This window comes from Rhodovulum sp. FJ3 (assembly GCF_032918305.1).
In the GTDB taxonomy this organism is placed as follows: domain Bacteria; phylum Pseudomonadota; class Alphaproteobacteria; order Rhodobacterales; family Rhodobacteraceae; genus SAT37.
On the sequence record NZ_JAWJUU010000006.1, the window covers coordinates 112465 to 126866 of the forward strand.

16 protein-coding genes are annotated in these 14402 nt (G+C 60.7%); 8 read left to right on the forward strand and 8 right to left on the reverse strand.

Going from position 1 to position 14402, the window contains the following annotated elements:
- The first annotated feature begins 2 nt into the window (after window positions 1-2).
- The 5 genes from R1W00_RS15515 to R1W00_RS15535 all read left to right on the forward strand — a co-directional run bounded on the left by R1W00_RS15515 (window position 3) and on the right by R1W00_RS15535 (window position 5142).
- Window positions 3-830, forward strand: coding sequence for an EAL domain-containing protein (locus R1W00_RS15515; RefSeq protein ID WP_317263727.1), 828 nt, complete (start codon window positions 3-5; stop codon window positions 828-830).
- 137 nt (window positions 831-967) lie between these two features.
- The gene (locus R1W00_RS15520; RefSeq protein WP_317263677.1) at window positions 968-2143 is read left to right on the forward strand and encodes an acetyl-CoA C-acetyltransferase; all 1176 of its coding nucleotides are present in this window, start codon (window positions 968-970) and stop codon (window positions 2141-2143) included.
- 146 nt (window positions 2144-2289) lie between these two features.
- Complete coding sequence (gene phbB / locus R1W00_RS15525; RefSeq protein ID WP_317263678.1) at window positions 2290-3012, forward strand: acetoacetyl-CoA reductase; 723 nt, start codon at window positions 2290-2292, stop codon at window positions 3010-3012.
- 307 nt (window positions 3013-3319) lie between these two features.
- Window positions 3320-4267 carry a transcriptional regulator GcvA gene (locus R1W00_RS15530; RefSeq protein WP_317263679.1) on the forward strand — a complete coding sequence of 316 codons (948 nt, stop codon included), beginning with the start codon at window positions 3320-3322 and terminating at the stop codon, window positions 4265-4267.
- Window positions 4264-5142 carry a DMT family transporter gene (locus R1W00_RS15535; RefSeq protein ID WP_317263680.1) on the forward strand — a complete coding sequence of 293 codons (879 nt, stop codon included), beginning with the start codon at window positions 4264-4266 and terminating at the stop codon, window positions 5140-5142. The genes R1W00_RS15530 and R1W00_RS15535 overlap by 4 nt, the downstream gene beginning before the upstream one ends.
- On the opposite strand, the gene R1W00_RS15540 is transcribed toward R1W00_RS15535, so the two are convergent.
- The 3 genes from R1W00_RS15540 to R1W00_RS15550 form a co-directional block, all read right to left on the reverse strand.
- Window positions 5133-5300 carry a YdcH family protein gene (locus tag R1W00_RS15540; RefSeq protein ID WP_317263681.1) on the reverse strand — a complete coding sequence of 56 codons (168 nt, stop codon included), beginning with the start codon at window positions 5298-5300 and terminating at the stop codon, window positions 5133-5135. The two genes, R1W00_RS15535 and R1W00_RS15540, sit on opposite strands and share 10 nt — an antisense overlap.
- Before the next feature lie 126 nt (window positions 5301-5426).
- On the reverse strand, window positions 5427-6188 hold the full coding sequence (locus R1W00_RS15545; protein WP_317263682.1) for a tRNA1(Val) (adenine(37)-N6)-methyltransferase: 762 nt from the start codon (window positions 6186-6188) through the stop codon (window positions 5427-5429).
- Entirely contained in the window at window positions 6185-6409 is a 225-nt protein-coding gene (locus tag R1W00_RS15550; RefSeq protein ID WP_317263683.1) for a DUF2007 domain-containing protein, read from the reverse strand. The genes R1W00_RS15545 and R1W00_RS15550 overlap by 4 nt, the downstream gene beginning before the upstream one ends.
- Before the next feature lie 118 nt (window positions 6410-6527).
- On the opposite strand from R1W00_RS15550, the gene R1W00_RS15555 reads away from it, so the two are divergent.
- On the forward strand, window positions 6528-7463 hold the full coding sequence (locus tag R1W00_RS15555; RefSeq protein ID WP_317263728.1) for a polyprenyl synthetase family protein: 936 nt from the start codon (window positions 6528-6530) through the stop codon (window positions 7461-7463).
- Here the strand turns inward: R1W00_RS15555 and R1W00_RS15560 are convergent.
- From R1W00_RS15560 to R1W00_RS15570, 3 genes are all read right to left on the reverse strand, one after another.
- Complete coding sequence (locus R1W00_RS15560) at window positions 7460-8317, reverse strand: 4-(cytidine 5'-diphospho)-2-C-methyl-D-erythritol kinase (protein WP_317263684.1); 858 nt, start codon at window positions 8315-8317, stop codon at window positions 7460-7462. The genes R1W00_RS15555 and R1W00_RS15560 overlap by 4 nt on opposite strands.
- Window positions 8307-10031, reverse strand: a complete 1725-nt coding sequence (locus tag R1W00_RS15565) for a tetratricopeptide repeat protein (protein ID WP_317263685.1) — start codon at window positions 10029-10031, stop codon at window positions 8307-8309. The genes R1W00_RS15560 and R1W00_RS15565 overlap by 11 nt, the downstream gene beginning before the upstream one ends.
- A gap of 95 nt (window positions 10032-10126) precedes the next feature.
- The gene (locus tag R1W00_RS15570) at window positions 10127-11782 is read right to left on the reverse strand and encodes an electron transfer flavoprotein-ubiquinone oxidoreductase (protein WP_317263686.1); all 1656 of its coding nucleotides are present in this window, start codon (window positions 11780-11782) and stop codon (window positions 10127-10129) included.
- 248 nt (window positions 11783-12030) lie between these two features.
- On the opposite strand from R1W00_RS15570, the gene greA reads away from it, so the two are divergent.
- Both greA and R1W00_RS15580 read left to right on the forward strand, forming a co-directional pair.
- Window positions 12031-12501: a transcription elongation factor GreA gene (gene greA, locus R1W00_RS15575; protein ID WP_317263687.1), complete on the forward strand. Its 471-nt coding sequence runs from the start codon at window positions 12031-12033 to the stop codon at window positions 12499-12501.
- A gap of 25 nt (window positions 12502-12526) precedes the next feature.
- On the forward strand, window positions 12527-13552 hold the full coding sequence (locus tag R1W00_RS15580) for a hypothetical protein (protein ID WP_317263688.1): 1026 nt from the start codon (window positions 12527-12529) through the stop codon (window positions 13550-13552).
- On the opposite strand, the gene R1W00_RS15585 is transcribed toward R1W00_RS15580, so the two are convergent.
- Both R1W00_RS15585 and R1W00_RS15590 read right to left on the reverse strand, forming a co-directional pair.
- On the reverse strand, window positions 13553-14161 hold the full coding sequence (locus R1W00_RS15585; RefSeq protein WP_317263689.1) for a hypothetical protein: 609 nt from the start codon (window positions 14159-14161) through the stop codon (window positions 13553-13555).
- 56 nt (window positions 14162-14217) lie between these two features.
- Window positions 14218-14352, reverse strand: coding sequence for an aa3-type cytochrome c oxidase subunit IV (locus R1W00_RS15590; protein WP_317263690.1), 135 nt, complete (start codon window positions 14350-14352; stop codon window positions 14218-14220).
- Between the last annotated feature and the right edge of the window lie 50 nt (window positions 14353-14402).

The following is a 14402-nucleotide window of genomic DNA, read 5'->3' on the forward strand; positions in this document are numbered from 1 at the left end:
CGATGGATCAATCGGGTGAACCCCCAACTATGGATGTGGATGATTCTCCGCTGTCTGCGGCCGTGACCGCACGGGACCGCGATATCCTGTCGATGGTGCGAAACGCGCTGTCCAACGGGCAAACCTTGCTGGCGTTTCAGCCGGTGCAGATGTGCGCGGGTTCCCAACGCATCGCGTTTTACGAGGGTCTGATCCGTATCGGCGATCCGACCGGCCGCGTCATCCCCGCGCGGGAATTCATGTCCACAGTCGAGGCGCATCCGCTGGGTCGTGATATCGACGTGCGCGCGCTGGAACTGGGGCTTGCGGCCTTGCGCGAAACCAAGGACACGCGCATTGCCATCAACCTATCGGCGCGCTCCATCGGCTATCCGGCGTGGATCGAAACCCTAAATCGCGGACTGCGTTCAGATCCGACAATCGCCGAACGGTTGATTCTCGAAATCACCGAAAGTTCAGCCATGGTCATGCCCGACCTCGTGGCGGTTTTTATGGAACAGATGCAACGACGCGGGATCGCCTTTGCTCTGGATGACTTTGGCGCGGGGTATACGTCGTTCAGATACTTGCGCGAATTCTTCTTTGACATCCTGAAAATCGACGGTCAGTTCATCCGCGGCATTTCCAACGACCCCGACAATCAGGTTCTGGCTAAGGCGTTGATTTCCATCGGACAACACTTTGACATGTTCACCGTCGCCGAAAGCGTTGAGCGCGCAGAGGATGCCCAGTTCCTTGCCCAGTCCGGTGTCGATTGCCTGCAGGGGTATTTCATCGGCGCCCCAACCATTTCCCCCCCATGGCACATTGGTCGCAAACGGTCCGCTTAGCCGAGACAGATAATGCAATTGCAGCATATATGATTGCCCTTACACCTACTTACGCGTAGGAATTTCACATAGGGTTGGGTCACGCTCCCGCTTGGGGCGCTTGAACCCGGCAATCATGAAGGGAAGAGGACTGACCTATGACCAATGTTGTAATCGTTTCGGCCGCCCGTACCGCAGTCGGCAGCTTTAACGGTTCGTTCGCGAACACCCCCGCACACGATATGGGTGCTGCTGTGCTTGAGGCTATCGTCGAACGCGCCGGCATCGACAAAGGAGAGGTCAGCGAAACCATCCTTGGTCAGGTTCTGACCGCCGGTCAGGGTCAAAACCCCGCCCGCCAGGCCCACATCAACGCCGGTCTGCCGATTGAATCGGCTGCTTGGTCGCTGAACCAGGTGTGCGGCTCGGGTCTGCGCGCTGTTGCTCTGGCCGCTCAGCACATCCAACTGGGTGATGCATCGATCGTTGCCGCCGGTGGCCAAGAGAACATGAGCCTCAGCCCCCACGTCGCCCACCTGCGTGCCGGTCACAAAATGGGCGACATGAAATTCATCGACTCGATGATCCGCGACGGTCTGTGGGATGCTTTCAACGGCTATCACATGGGTCAAACTGCCGAGAACGTCGCCGAGCAATGGCAAATCAGCCGCGACCAGCAGGACGAATTCGCCCTCGCCTCGCAGAACAAGGCCGAAGCCGCCCAAAAGGCAGGTAAGTTCGACGACGAAGTCATCCCCTTCACCATCAAGACGCGCAAGGGCGACATCATCGTCGACAAAGACGAATACATCCGTCACGGCGCCAGCATCGAAGCCATGCAGAAAATGCGCCCCGCCTTCACCAAAGACGGCAGCGTAACCGCCGCAAACGCTTCGGGTCTGAACGACGGTGCTGCCGCTGTTCTGTTGATGAGCGCAGAAGAGGCTGAAAAGCGTGGTCTGGAACCGCTGGCCCGTATCGCATCCTACGCCACCGCCGGTCTGGACCCCAGCGTCATGGGCGTCGGTCCGATCTATGCAAGCCGCAAGGCCCTGGACAAGGCAGGTTGGAGCGCCGGTGATCTGGATCTGGTCGAAGCCAACGAAGCCTTTGCCGCACAGGCCTGCGCCGTGAACAAAGACATGGGTTGGAACACCGACATCGTGAACGTGAACGGCGGCGCCATCGCCATCGGTCACCCGATCGGCGCTTCGGGCTGTCGTATCCTGAACACGCTGTTGTTCGAAATGAAACGCCGCGACGCGAAAAAGGGTCTGGCGACCCTGTGCATCGGCGGCGGTATGGGCGTGGCCATGTGCCTGGAGCGTCCGTAACGGCAGCGCAGCAATCAAAAGGGTGCTTCGGCACCCTTTTTTTATTTGACTTTAGTAGACAATGTGAACTTTCCGCGCGCAATAATGTTGCGCCTGCAGAATGTAAAATGTAACAAGGTTATCGAACCGCTAAATTGGAGGAATTCATGGGACGAGTCGCACTGGTCACCGGGGGCACCCGCGGCATTGGCGCAGCAATCTGCAAAGCATTGAAAGATGCGGGCTATACGGTTGCAGCAAACTTTGCAGGTAACGAAGAAGCTGCCGCCAAGTTTACCGAGGAAACCGGTATCAGCACCTACAAATGGAACGTCGGCAGCTATGAAGAGTCGCAGGCCGGTATCGCCAAGATCGAAGAAGAGCTGGGCCCGATCGACGTCGTTGTCGCCAACGCTGGCATCACCCGCGACGCGCCGTTCCACAAGATGACCCCCGAACAGTGGCATCAGGTGATCGACACCAACCTGACCGGCGTGTTCAACACCGTTCACCCCGTTTGGCCCGGTATGCGTGAGCGCAAGTTCGGCCGTATCGTCGTCATCTCGTCGATCAACGGTCAGAAAGGCCAGTTCGCTCAGGTGAACTATGCTGCGACCAAGGCGGGCGATCTGGGCATCGTCAAATCGCTGGCCCAAGAAGGCGCGCGCGCCAACATCACCGCCAACGCGATCTGCCCCGGCTATATCGCGACGGAAATGGTTATGGCTGTACCGGAAAAAGTGCGGGATTCGATCGTTGCACAAATCCCGACCGGCCGTCTGGGCGAGCCCGAAGAGATCGCACGTTGCGTCGTCTTCTTGGCCGCTGATGATGCGCAGTTCGTGAACGGTTCGACCATCTCGGCGAACGGCGGTCAGTTCTTCGTCTAATCCCGACGGACAGACAGAAATGCGATGGGGCCACCTGCAACGGTGGCCCCTTTTTTACGCCGCAGCCTTACCGTAGCCGCGCCGATGGGCAACGCGGTTCGGACGGGTTCGGCGAAACAGGGACCAAAAGGCACCTGAGCGTTCTGCGCGGGCGCGTTCCACGGCGCGGTGGACCTGGGGATCAGCAGAAATAACGAACATGTCGCACCTTTCGGTTAAGTTTGATTTCACCCCCTGAACATGGCAACGTTTCTTCACGCCGACAAACGAGACTTTTTCGCACCTCAGTTCAAAATAACTTAACCGAATGCCTGATCGCCTACCGCCCCTCACCGCCCTGCGTGCCTTTGGCGCGGCCGCGCGCCACCTGTCCTTTGCCAAGGCGGCCGAGGAATTGAACGTCACGCCAGCCGCCCTGTCCTATCAGATCAAGTCGCTGGAAGAGCATTTGGGGCAGCCCCTGTTCGTGCGCTTGAACCGCGCGGTCAAACTGACCGAGGCGGGACGCACCTTGGCCCCCGGCGTGACGGCGGGGTTCAACACCTTGACCGACGCGTGGCGCACCACCAAACGGTTGCAAGACGCCACGACCCTGAACGTCACCGCGGGGCCCGCGTTCACCGCCAAATGGCTTGCCCCGCGTCTGTATGATTTCGCGCAGACCTATCCGCAGATCGATTTGCGGTTTCTCGCCAGCCTCAGGTTCATGGATTTCGACACGGACGAAATCGATGTCGCGATCCGCTTTGGCTATGACGGCGATCCCAGCCTGTGGGAAATGCCGCTGGGGCGGGAATGGGTCACGCCGGTTATGGTGCCCGAACTGGCCGAGAAATACCCGACGCCACAGGACCTGACCCATGCGCCGTTGATGTTCGATCATTCGATTGATTTCCTGACCCCGCCCTGCAACTGGGACACGTGGTTCCGGGCCGTGGGGATCGATTTTTCGCCCTCGCATGGCCCCCAGTTTTCACAGGCCGACCACGCGGTCGATGCGGCCCTGTCGGGGGCGGGCGTGATCCTTGGGCGGCGCGCGATGACGATCAAGGAACTGTCCGACGGGCGATTGGTGGCGCCCTATGGAATCGCGGTTGAAACAAGCGCCCAATTCCGGTTTCTTTGCCGCAAAGGGGCCGAGGACCGCCCCCATGTCGTCGCCTTTCGGGACTGGATGCTGGAAGAGATCGCCAAAACCGTATGGGTCCACGAACAGATGACCATCATTCCCGTTGAGGACGCCCTGAAACAATGACCCAAGCCCGCGCAACCGGCATCGGTTTCATCGCCGTTCTTTTGTGGGCGCTCTTGGCGCTGTTCACGGTCGGGTCTGCCCCCGTGCCACCGTTGCAGTTGAACATGCTCAGCTTTGGCATCGGCACGTTATTGGGTCTTGGATGGCTGTGGCGAACGGGGGAATGGGCGGCGCTGCGCCGCGTTCCGATGATGGCCTATGTGGCGGGGACGGTTGGGCTGTTTGGCTATCACGCGCTCTATTTCACCGCGCTGCGCCTTGCGCCGCCCGCGCAGGCGGGACTGGTGGCCTACCTCTGGCCGTTGCTGATTGTGCTGACGTCGGGAATGTTACCCGGTGAACGGCTGCGCCCACTGCATCTGGTTGGGGGCCTCATGGGGTTCACGGGCGCGGCCGTGATCATCCTGCGCGGTGACGGAACACCGTTCAGCACGGGCGCGATGGCGGGATATGGCGTGGCGTTTCTCTGCGCGCTGACATGGACCGCCTATTCCGTTGGCTCGCGGATGATGGGCAATGTACCGACCGCAGCTGTCGTCGTGTTTTGCGGCGCGACAACGGTCCTGTCGGGTATCTTGCACATTGCGGTAGAAACACCGGTCTGGCCCACCGCGCCGTTGACATGGGCGTCGATCATCGGCCTTGGCCTAGGTCCCGTGGGCCTTGCGTTTTATACGTGGGATGTGGGGGTCAAACGGGGCGATCTGCAACTGCTTGGCGTGGCCAGCTATGCCGCGCCCCTGTTGTCGACGATCGTTTTGGTCGTCACCGGATTTGCCGCGCCAACATGGTCATTGGCCCTTGCAACGGTGTTGATCACTGGGGGGGCGACGCTTGCCGCAAAAGCAAGCGCCGCGAAAGATGTTCAGATCTGAGACAATCGCTCAATCTGTTCCTTGAGACGCAGCTTTTCTTTTTTCAGCTGGGAAATATCGAGATCGCTAATACCTGGGGATCGCTGGGCCTGTTCCACGCGGTCCGAGAGAGATTGGTGTTTCTTGCGGAGTTCCTGAATATGCGAACTCATGCTCATGGCCGTCCTCCTCTCATGATGACATATGGCCATCACAGTGCAGCACAGAAACCATTACATGTCACGCGGCAGAGCAGCACGATTTACCGAAATTTTGTTTCAAGCAGAAACTGGCCTACTTTTCGATTATTTCGTCCATACCAAAGGCGACCCATGCCGCATCACAGCATCAATCGCAGGCGGATAGTCGTTCGAATCACCCTCATGGCGCACACCGGTGTGCATCTGGATCGGCTCCAGCAGGCGGAATGCGGCGCGACTGCCCTTGATCGCGCTCATCAGGACCAGTTTCGCAGGCCGCCCCGGTCGCCCGCCAAGGGGCTGAACGGTGATAGACCCCACGCGACTGTCCAGCGACGACAGCATCTCGGGCAGACGTTCCATACGTTGAATGACGGTCAATTGGCCCTTGCTGTTTAGCCGCCGGATAGCCGCATCGAACCACAGGGTCAGGGGCGTTTCCCCCGCAAGGGCAATTTCCCGCCCCTCATCCTGTGCCGCACTGCGCGCCGATTGCAGAAAATAGGGCGGATTGGCGATAACGTGGTCAAAACTCTGCTGACGCAGGACATCGGGCATCTGCGCCAGATCGCCCGTGACCACATCCATCTTGATCCCGTTGTGATCCGCGTTTTTGCGCGCCAGATCGGCATAGTCGGCTTGCAGCTCCAGCCCCGACAGACGCAAACCGGCCACGCGCCAGCCCAAACATAGGCTTGCCGTGCCAACGCCACAGCCCAGTTCCAGAACCGATTGCCCCGCCCGCGCGGGCACGGATGCGGCCAACAAAACAGGGTCCACCCCCGCGCGATAGCCATCTCGCGGTTGCCAGATCGACAGACGCCCGCCAAGGAAATCGTCGCAGGTCAGATCACACAGCGCGCTCATCCCCGCACCTCGGGCAAGTCAAATCCGTTGTCCGTCAAAACCGCCCGCGCCATGAATAAATCACGGTCCGCGATCAACAACCGGCGCGGCAATACGCCCACGCCGCCCTCTAGCACGCTCATGTGGACATCGACCGGAAAAACTTCTATCCCCTCACCCTTAAGTAGGGCGGTTGCAAAGGCGATCTCGGTCGGGTCTGTGGTGCGAAGCAATTCCTTCATAGGCCGAGACTTAGTTCCTTATCCCCCCGTTTGTCGAGACAACTGACAGGAGCGTGAAGAGTTGGACGTGGCAGTTACGAAACCCCATGAACGGCTAAGCGCCCATTTGTCCACCGAGATGGACGCGGTGAACGCCCTGATCCGTGAGCGGATGGCGTCCAAACACGCGCCCCGTATCCCCGAGGTCACCGCGCATCTGATTGAGGCGGGCGGCAAACGTCTGCGCCCAATGCTGACCTTGGCGGCCGCGCGTCTGTGTGGCTATGACGGGCCCTATCACGTGCATCTGGCAGCGACCGTGGAATTCATCCACACCGCGACCCTGTTGCATGATGACGTGGTGGACGAAAGCGGCCAGCGCCGTGGCCGTCCCACCGCCAACCTACTCTGGGACAACAAGAGCAGCGTTCTGGTCGGCGATTACCTGTTCTCGCGGTCGTTCCAGTTGATGGTCGAAACCGGCTCTCTGCGGGTGCTGGACATTCTGGCGAACGCCTCGGCCACGATTGCCGAGGGCGAGGTTCTGCAACTGACCGCCGCGCAGGATCTGCGCACGGATGAATCGATCTACCTACAGGTCGTGCGCGGGAAAACCGCCGCACTGTTCTCCGCCGCGACCGAGGTTGGCGGCGTGATCGCGGGTGCGGGTGATGCGGCCATTCAGGCGCTGTTCACCTATGGCGATGCCTTGGGGATCAGTTTCCAGATCGTCGATGACCTGCTGGATTACTGGGGCTCGGACGCGACGGGTAAAAACGTCGGTGACGATTTCCGCGAACGCAAACTGACCCTGCCGGTGATCAAGGCCGTCGCCAAAGCAGATGAGCAAGAGCGCGCGTTCTGGACCCGCACCATCGAAAAGGGTGATCAGCGCGACGGCGATCTGGAGCATGCTCTGGAATTGCTGAACAAGCATAACGCGCTGGAAGATACTCGCGCCGAGGCCCTGAAATGGGCGCAGATGGCCAAGGACGCGATCCTGACCCTGCCTGCGGATCCGATCCGCGACATGCTGCACGACATCGCCGATTACGTGGTGGCGCGGGTCAACTAGGCGACCTGCGGCACCGCCATTTCCGACACATCCCCCAGCCACGTCGCGCGCACCCACCAATCGGGATGCGCGGCGGCAATGGCCGCGCCCGCTTCACGCGCGGCGGCGTCAGTTGGATAGAGGCCAAAGCACGTCGCCCCCGACCCCGACATCCGCGACAGGGCCGCGCCCGTATCGCCCAGCGCGTCCAGAACCGTCGCGACCATGGGGTCGATCGCGATGGCGGCGGGTTGCATATCGTTGCGTTGATCCGCCAACCACGCGATGGCGTCGGGAACACCGGCGAAGGCGGGGATATCCGGCATGGGCGGGTTATCGCGGCGGGTCAGGGTGCGAAACACCGACGGCGTGGACACGGGCACGCGCGGATTAACCAGAACGGCGGGCAAACGCGGCAGGGCGACGCGTTCCAAATCCCCGCCAATCCCCATGGCCCGCGCGGGCACGGGCGTCATGCACATCGGCACATCCGCGCCGAGGGACAGGATCACCCCCTCATCCGGCATCGGCGCGTCAAACAGGGCACAGGCCCCGCGAATAGCCGCCGCCGCATCCGACGATCCGCCCCCGATACCGGCGGCGGCAGGTAGGTCCTTGGTCAATGCGATATGTACACCGTTTTCCGACACCAACCGCGCGCCCCGCAGGGCGAGGTTGCTGTCATTCACGGGCACGCCCGTGCCCTCGGGCCCGTCAACGGACATGGTGACCCCCTGCCCCGCAGACAGAACCAACCGGTCCCCCACAGGGGCAAAGGCCACAAGGCTATCCAACAGGTGATACCCATCCGCCCGCTGCCCCGTGATGTGCAGCGACAGGTTCACCTTGGCAGGTGCGAAAACGTTAATTGCCATCAGCGACCGAAATGGGGTCCGCGCCCTCTTCGGACCGGACAACGTCCAGACCGACGTCCAGCTTGCGGCGCACGCGGTCGGGGTCCAGATCGGTCGGCACATCGTCGGGATCGACAAAGGACAGGGCGCGCTTCCACTGGAATTCTGCCTCAACCTTGCGCCCGACGGCCCACAGAACATCGCCAAGGTGGTCGTTCACCACCGGATCGACCGGCATCAGTTCGACGGCGCGCTCCATATGCGGCACGGCCTCTTGGTACCGGCCCAGACGATAGAGAACCCAGCCAAGGCTATCGACGATATAGCCGCTGTCGGGACGGGCCGCGACGGCGCGTTCGATCATGTCCAGCGCGGTGTCCAGCTTTTCCTGCTTTTCGACATAGGAATAGCCCAGATAGTTCAGGACACGCGGCTGATCCGGTTCTAGGTCCAGCGCATGCAGGAAATCAGGCTCGGCCTTGTCCCAATTGCCCAGACGTTCATGCGCGATGGCACGGGCGTAATAAACGACCCACTGGCCCCGCTCTTCGACTGTGAACAGGTCCACGGCCTTGTCATAGGCGGCGATGGCGTTTTGCCAGTCCTCTTGGCGGCTATAGTGATCGCCAAGGGTCACGTGCACGACTGGAACTTCGGGGTGGGCTTTGGCCAGTTGGGTCAGAACCTCGGTCGCGGCATCGGGACGACCGGCCGCGTTCAGCGACCCCGCACGCCCGATTTCGGCGACATAGAATGCGGGATCATCTGCAGGCACCTTGAGGTACACCTCGGTCGCCAGCGCGTGTTGACCCAGTTGTTCCAGCAGTGCCGCCGACAGCAACAGGGAATCCACATGATCGGGGCGCAGGAATTCCGCCGTGCGCGAATAGACGAGGGTAAAGGCATCGCTGGCCTCACCGTTCAGGGCACCCGCGACGGTATAAAACACCTCGGCAATGCCATCGCGCCCGCTGGTGATGACCGTAAACGGCAGGGTATCGCCCGCCTCCAGCCGCGCGCGCAGAACCGCCGTACCGGGGTCAAGCTCGGTGCCGAACACCTCATCAATCAGGGCGACTGCATCGGCGTTGCGCTCCAGTTGGCTGAGGATCTGGACATTGGCCAGAACCCCGCGACGCGAGGCCAACAGAACACGGTTTTCGGGATCGGCGAACAGGGCCTCGGCCCCCTCAAAATCCCCGACCGAGGCCAGCGCCAGCGCCTTGTGATAGACCGCGAACCCGCGCATGCCAGGCATCTCGGCGGTCTCGTCAAACATGGTCAGGGCATCCGACATCTGCCCCTGATAGAAATAGGCCCACGCGCGCAACAGATTGTCGACCAGTGGCCCGATGCTCAGGCCAGCGTCCATATCGGCAATCACCCGATCCACCGCGTCGCGTTCCACCAAGGCAGCGACGTTGATGATGCGGGCCAGTTGGCTATCGACGCTCAGCTGCTCCAGACGCGTGGCAAGCGCCCCCGCACGGGTGAAATCCCCCAATCCGGCAAGCGCCAGCGTCGCGTTCTCAAGGATCAGAACATTCGACGGGTCCGAGATCAGCGCCTCAAGATAGTAATCCGCAGCCGCCCTGTAATCGCCGTTAAAGCTGGCGATGCGGGCCGCAAGATAGGCCCCCGACGGCGTTTCAGCATGGGTCGTGGCCGGTGCCAGAATGGTCGAGGTCGCCAAGGCGGCGGCCAGCCCCACTGCGCGGAATGAAAATACTGTCACGGACGTGCTCCTTTCCGGTTCAGGGAAAGCGTACCCAGTGCCCGCGCCCAACGCAATGCGGGGCGACCATTTGGCCGCCCCGTTGCACGTGTTGTTTACATATTAGGATAATTCGGACCGTCGCCGCCCTGTGGCGTGACCCAGTTGATGTTCTGGCTGGGGTCCTTGATGTCGCAGGTTTTGCAGTGAACGCAGTTTTGGAAGTTCACGACAAAGCGCGGCTCGGCGCCCTCTTCGCGCACGACCTCATACACACCTGCGGGGCAGTACCGCTGTGCCGGCTCATCGAATTTCGGCAGGTTGACCGAAATCGGGATCGACGGATCCTTAAGCTGCAGGTGGCAGGGCTGGCTCTCTTCGTGATTGGTCGCCGCAAAGGACACGTTGGTCAGACGATCGAACGACAGAACCCCATCGGGTTTCGGGTAATCGATCGGCTTGTGCTTGCTGGCCTCTTCGGTGGCTTGGGCATCGGTTTTGCCGTGCTTGACCGTGCCGAAGGGCGAGAATTTGAAGATGCTCTGGCACCACATGTCCAGACCACCCAGCATCAGGCCGCCGATGACCGGGCCGTATTTCGCGTTCAGCGGGGCCACGTTGCGGACCTTTTTCAGGTCTTTACCAACGGGACCGGTACGCAGTTCGGCATCGTAGTCTTCCAACACGTCACCCGAACGACCGGCGCTCAGTGCCTTATAGGCGGCTTCGGCGGCGGCAATGCCCGAATGCATCGCGTTGTGGTTACCCTTGATGCGTGGCAGGTTCACCAGACCCGACGAACAGCCCAGCAGCGCGCCACCCGGGAAGGCCGATTGCGGGATCGACTGGAAACCGCCCTTGGTCACGGCACGGGCGCCATAGGCCACGCGTTTGCCACCCTCCAGAACCTTTGCGATTCGGGGGTGATGCTTGAACCGCTGGAATTCCATGTAGGGATACAGGTGCGGGTTCTTGTAGTTCAGGTCGATGATATAGCCGATGTACACTTGGTTGTTTTCCAGATGGTACATGAACGAACCGCCCGACTGTTTGAACCCAAGCGGCCAACCCATCGAGTGGGTGACCTCACCCTCATTGTGGTTCTCGGGTTTGACTTCCCAGATCTCTTTCATGCCGATGCCGAATTTCGGCACGTCGCTGTTTGCGGCCAGATCGTATTTCGCGATCACCTCTTTGGACAGGGACCCGCGCACACCCTCGGACAGGAAGACATATTTGCCCAGCAGTTCCATACCGGGTTCATAGGCATCACCGGGGGTGCCATCGGGGTTCTTGCCGAACTCACCGGCAACGACGCCTTTGACCTCGCCATTGTCACCAAAGACCAGCTCCGAGCACGCCATGCCCGGGAAAATCTCGACGCCCATTTCCTCGGCCTGTTCGGCCATCCAGCGACAGACGTTGCCCATCGACACGATATAGTTACCGTGGTTGTTCATCAGCGGCGGCATCAGCTTGTTGGGCACGCGAAGTTGGCCGCCCTCACCCATCAGGTAAAAGTTATCGACCTTGACCTTGGTGTTCAGGGGGGCGCCTTTGGCCTTCCAGTCGGGGATCAGACGATCCAGACCCGCCGGATCCAGAACGGCACCCGACAGGATGTGCGCGCCAATCTCGGACCCTTTTTCCAACACGACCACGTTCAGGTCGCTGTCCAACTGTTTGAGGCGGATCGCGGCGGACAGACCAGCCGGCCCCGCCCCTACGATCACCACATCGCATTCCATAGACTCGCGTTCGATATCGCTCATGTCGTTTCCCCTACATGGACGTTTGGTGCACCGCGCCCCGTGCACACGAAACAAAATTTCGCACAGGGTTATAGATGTGTTTCGCGCCGGTCAATTCTTACCCCACATCATTTCGTCGCAGTGCAGCATGTTCCTATGGCCGCAGTCGTCTTAGTCTTGCAATCGGTCGCTTTCTGGGGTCAGGTATCTGAAACGTCCGCGGCGCACCGAAAAGTTGCGCCGCTTTTTAACAACGTCAGAATGGTGCGATGGAAAAGATACCAATGACTCGCGCGGGGCACACCGCGCTTGATTCTGAATTGAAGGTTCTCAAAAGCGAAGAACGCCCTGCCGTGATCCGCGCGATCGCAGAGGCGCGTGAGCATGGCGATCTGTCCGAGAACGCCGAATATCACGCCGCCCGCGAAAAGCAGAGCTTTATCGAGGGGCGCATCAAAGAGCTTGAGGCGCTGTTGTCGCTGGCCGAGGTGATTGACCCTGCGAAACTGTCGGGCTCGATCAAATTCGGTGCGACCGTTCAACTGGTCGACGAAGACACCGACGAAGAGCGCACCTATCAGATCGTCGGTGAGGCAGAGGCCAACATCGACAAGGGTCTGCTGAACATCAAATCGCCTCTGGCCCGTGCCCTGATCGGCAAGGACGAAGGCGATAGCGTCGAGGTGAAAACCCCCGGCGGTGAAAAGGCCTATGAGGTCCTAAGTATCAAGTACGTGTAACGGTACGACCGGGGAACGGTCCGTCATGAGCGAACAGAAAAAATCGGACGCGATCGAGCTGGGCGTTTACGCACAGGACAATCGCGCGTCCGGTTTGGAACCCGCCGATATTGTCGCCCTCGCGCTCAGCCTCGTTTGGCTGGCGGCTACGGGGGCGTTTTTCTATTTCGCAGGTGGCGATGGTGAGGGCGTGGATTTCGATCCGCTGACCTTCCTGATGACCTTTTTGGCGGTAGCGATGCCGGTGGCCCTGTTCTGGGTCGGGGCGTCTGCGGCCAAAAGTGCGCGCATCATGCGTGAGGAATCCACGCGCCTGCAATCGGCCATCGATGCGATGCGCCACAGTTATATCGAACAGCAACAGAACCACGGCCTGACCGTGCGCCCCGCGATGGAGCGCAAGCTGGACCAGATCGCCGCGTCCCAAAAACAGGCCGAACACGCCATTGCGACCTTTGCCACGACCCGCACCGCCGCGTCCGAGGCCGCGCCGACGGCCCTACCCGCGCCTGCCGCAGCGCAAGGGGGCGATGATCAGCCCGCTCTGGCCCTTGGGACACCAGCCGAGGATCTGGAACCGCCTTTGGCGACAGCCGATTTCATCCGCGCGCTGAACTTTCCCGAAACGCCCGAGGATCGCGACGGGTTCCGCGCCCTGCGTCTGGCGCTGCAACACCGCAGTTCGGCCAAGCTGATCCGCGCGTCCCAAGACGTTCTGACCCTGCTCAGCCAAGACGGCATCTATATGGATGATCTGTCGCCCGACCGTGCCCGCACCGAAATCTGGCGCAAATTCGCCGCCGGTGAACGGGGTCCCACGATTTCGGCGCTGGGTGGTGTTCGGGATCGGTCGTGCCTTGCCCTGACCGCCGGACGGATGCGTCAGGATCCGGTGTTTCGCGACGCCGCGCACCATTTCCTGCGCCAGTTCGACCGCAGCCTAAGCGCCTTTGCCGAAACCGCCACGGATGAGGACCTGAGCAAACTGTCCGACACCCGCACAGCGCGGGCGTTCATGTTGCTGGGGCGTGTTTCGGGAACGTTCGACTGATCAGATTTTGGCGGCGTCTTGGGCCGCGAGAACGCCGCGATTGTCGTCGAAATCATCGTCGTAATAGATCGTTTCGACCACACCCGGCAGTTTCGCAAACGACTTTTTCAGACGTCCGGGAAAGAACCCGCCACCGATTTTCTCAAATCCGGGCACTTGGCGCAGAACCTGACCGGTGTGGTTGGCGCAAAACGCCTTGGGTGCGGCGCCTTGGGCCTCGGCGGCGCGCAGGGCGGCCTCGGCCTGTTCGGCGGTCACTTTGATCTCGTGCACCTCAACGCGATAGGTTTCGCGCGCGTGGTAATCGACAAAGAATTCCAGCATCAGCGGCGTCATCCCATAAAGGACATCGCTCCGCTCGGGCACGGTTTTGTGCCACCACGATCCGGCGGGATCGTACAACACGCGCTGGCTGCCGTTGATCAGGATGGCGCTATGCGCCCCCTCGTTCGAGCGGTTGTTTACCGCCGTGATCAGGGTGATCGAGGGGCTCTGGTCACTGCGATAGGCGGCGGCGCGAACGGCCTCGTCCGGTGCCCAGACCTCTTCGGCGCCACAGGCTGCCAAAACGGCAGGCAGGGCGATCGCCAATACCAAACGGCGCATCATGTCGTGCTCTCAGTCCCCAAACAAAAAAGGCAGGCCCATCGCCCGCCTTTTCCTTATCAGCCGTTTACGAGGCCAATGAAAATCACAACGCCGATAGCAATGCCTGCGACCCATGTTGCGAACTTGATGAACCCGTCAAAGGTCTTTTCCTGTTCGCTGATATCCATCGAACCCATTTTGTGTTCAGCCATTGGGGTGCTCCCTTCCCTAAACTTCGCCGCATCGGATAGCGGATTTTCAC

Coding starts and splice junctions, on each gene's coding strand:
- R1W00_RS15515 (WP_317263727.1), top strand. CDS start 3: ATGGATCAATCGGGTGAACCCCCAACTATGGATGTGGATGATTCTCCG.
- R1W00_RS15520 (WP_317263677.1), top strand. CDS start 968: ATGACCAATGTTGTAATCGTTTCGGCCGCCCGTACCGCAGTCGGCAGC.
- phbB (WP_317263678.1), top strand. CDS start 2,290: ATGGGACGAGTCGCACTGGTCACCGGGGGCACCCGCGGCATTGGCGCA.
- R1W00_RS15530 (WP_317263679.1), top strand. CDS start 3,320: ATGCCTGATCGCCTACCGCCCCTCACCGCCCTGCGTGCCTTTGGCGCG.
- R1W00_RS15535 (WP_317263680.1), top strand. CDS start 4,264: ATGACCCAAGCCCGCGCAACCGGCATCGGTTTCATCGCCGTTCTTTTG.
- R1W00_RS15540 (WP_317263681.1), bottom strand. CDS start 5,300: ATGAGCATGAGTTCGCATATTCAGGAACTCCGCAAGAAACACCAATCT.
- R1W00_RS15545 (WP_317263682.1), bottom strand. CDS start 6,188: ATGAGCGCGCTGTGTGATCTGACCTGCGACGATTTCCTTGGCGGGCGT.
- R1W00_RS15550 (WP_317263683.1), bottom strand. CDS start 6,409: ATGAAGGAATTGCTTCGCACCACAGACCCGACCGAGATCGCCTTTGCA.
- R1W00_RS15555 (WP_317263728.1), top strand. CDS start 6,528: ATGGACGCGGTGAACGCCCTGATCCGTGAGCGGATGGCGTCCAAACAC.
- R1W00_RS15560 (WP_317263684.1), bottom strand. CDS start 8,317: ATGGCAATTAACGTTTTCGCACCTGCCAAGGTGAACCTGTCGCTGCAC.
- R1W00_RS15570 (WP_317263686.1), bottom strand. CDS start 11,782: ATGAGCGATATCGAACGCGAGTCTATGGAATGCGATGTGGTGATCGTA.
- greA (WP_317263687.1), top strand. CDS start 12,031: ATGGAAAAGATACCAATGACTCGCGCGGGGCACACCGCGCTTGATTCT.
- R1W00_RS15580 (WP_317263688.1), top strand. CDS start 12,527: ATGAGCGAACAGAAAAAATCGGACGCGATCGAGCTGGGCGTTTACGCA.
- R1W00_RS15585 (WP_317263689.1), bottom strand. CDS start 14,161: ATGATGCGCCGTTTGGTATTGGCGATCGCCCTGCCTGCCGTTTTGGCA.
- R1W00_RS15590 (WP_317263690.1), bottom strand. CDS start 14,352: ATGGCTGAACACAAAATGGGTTCGATGGATATCAGCGAACAGGAAAAG.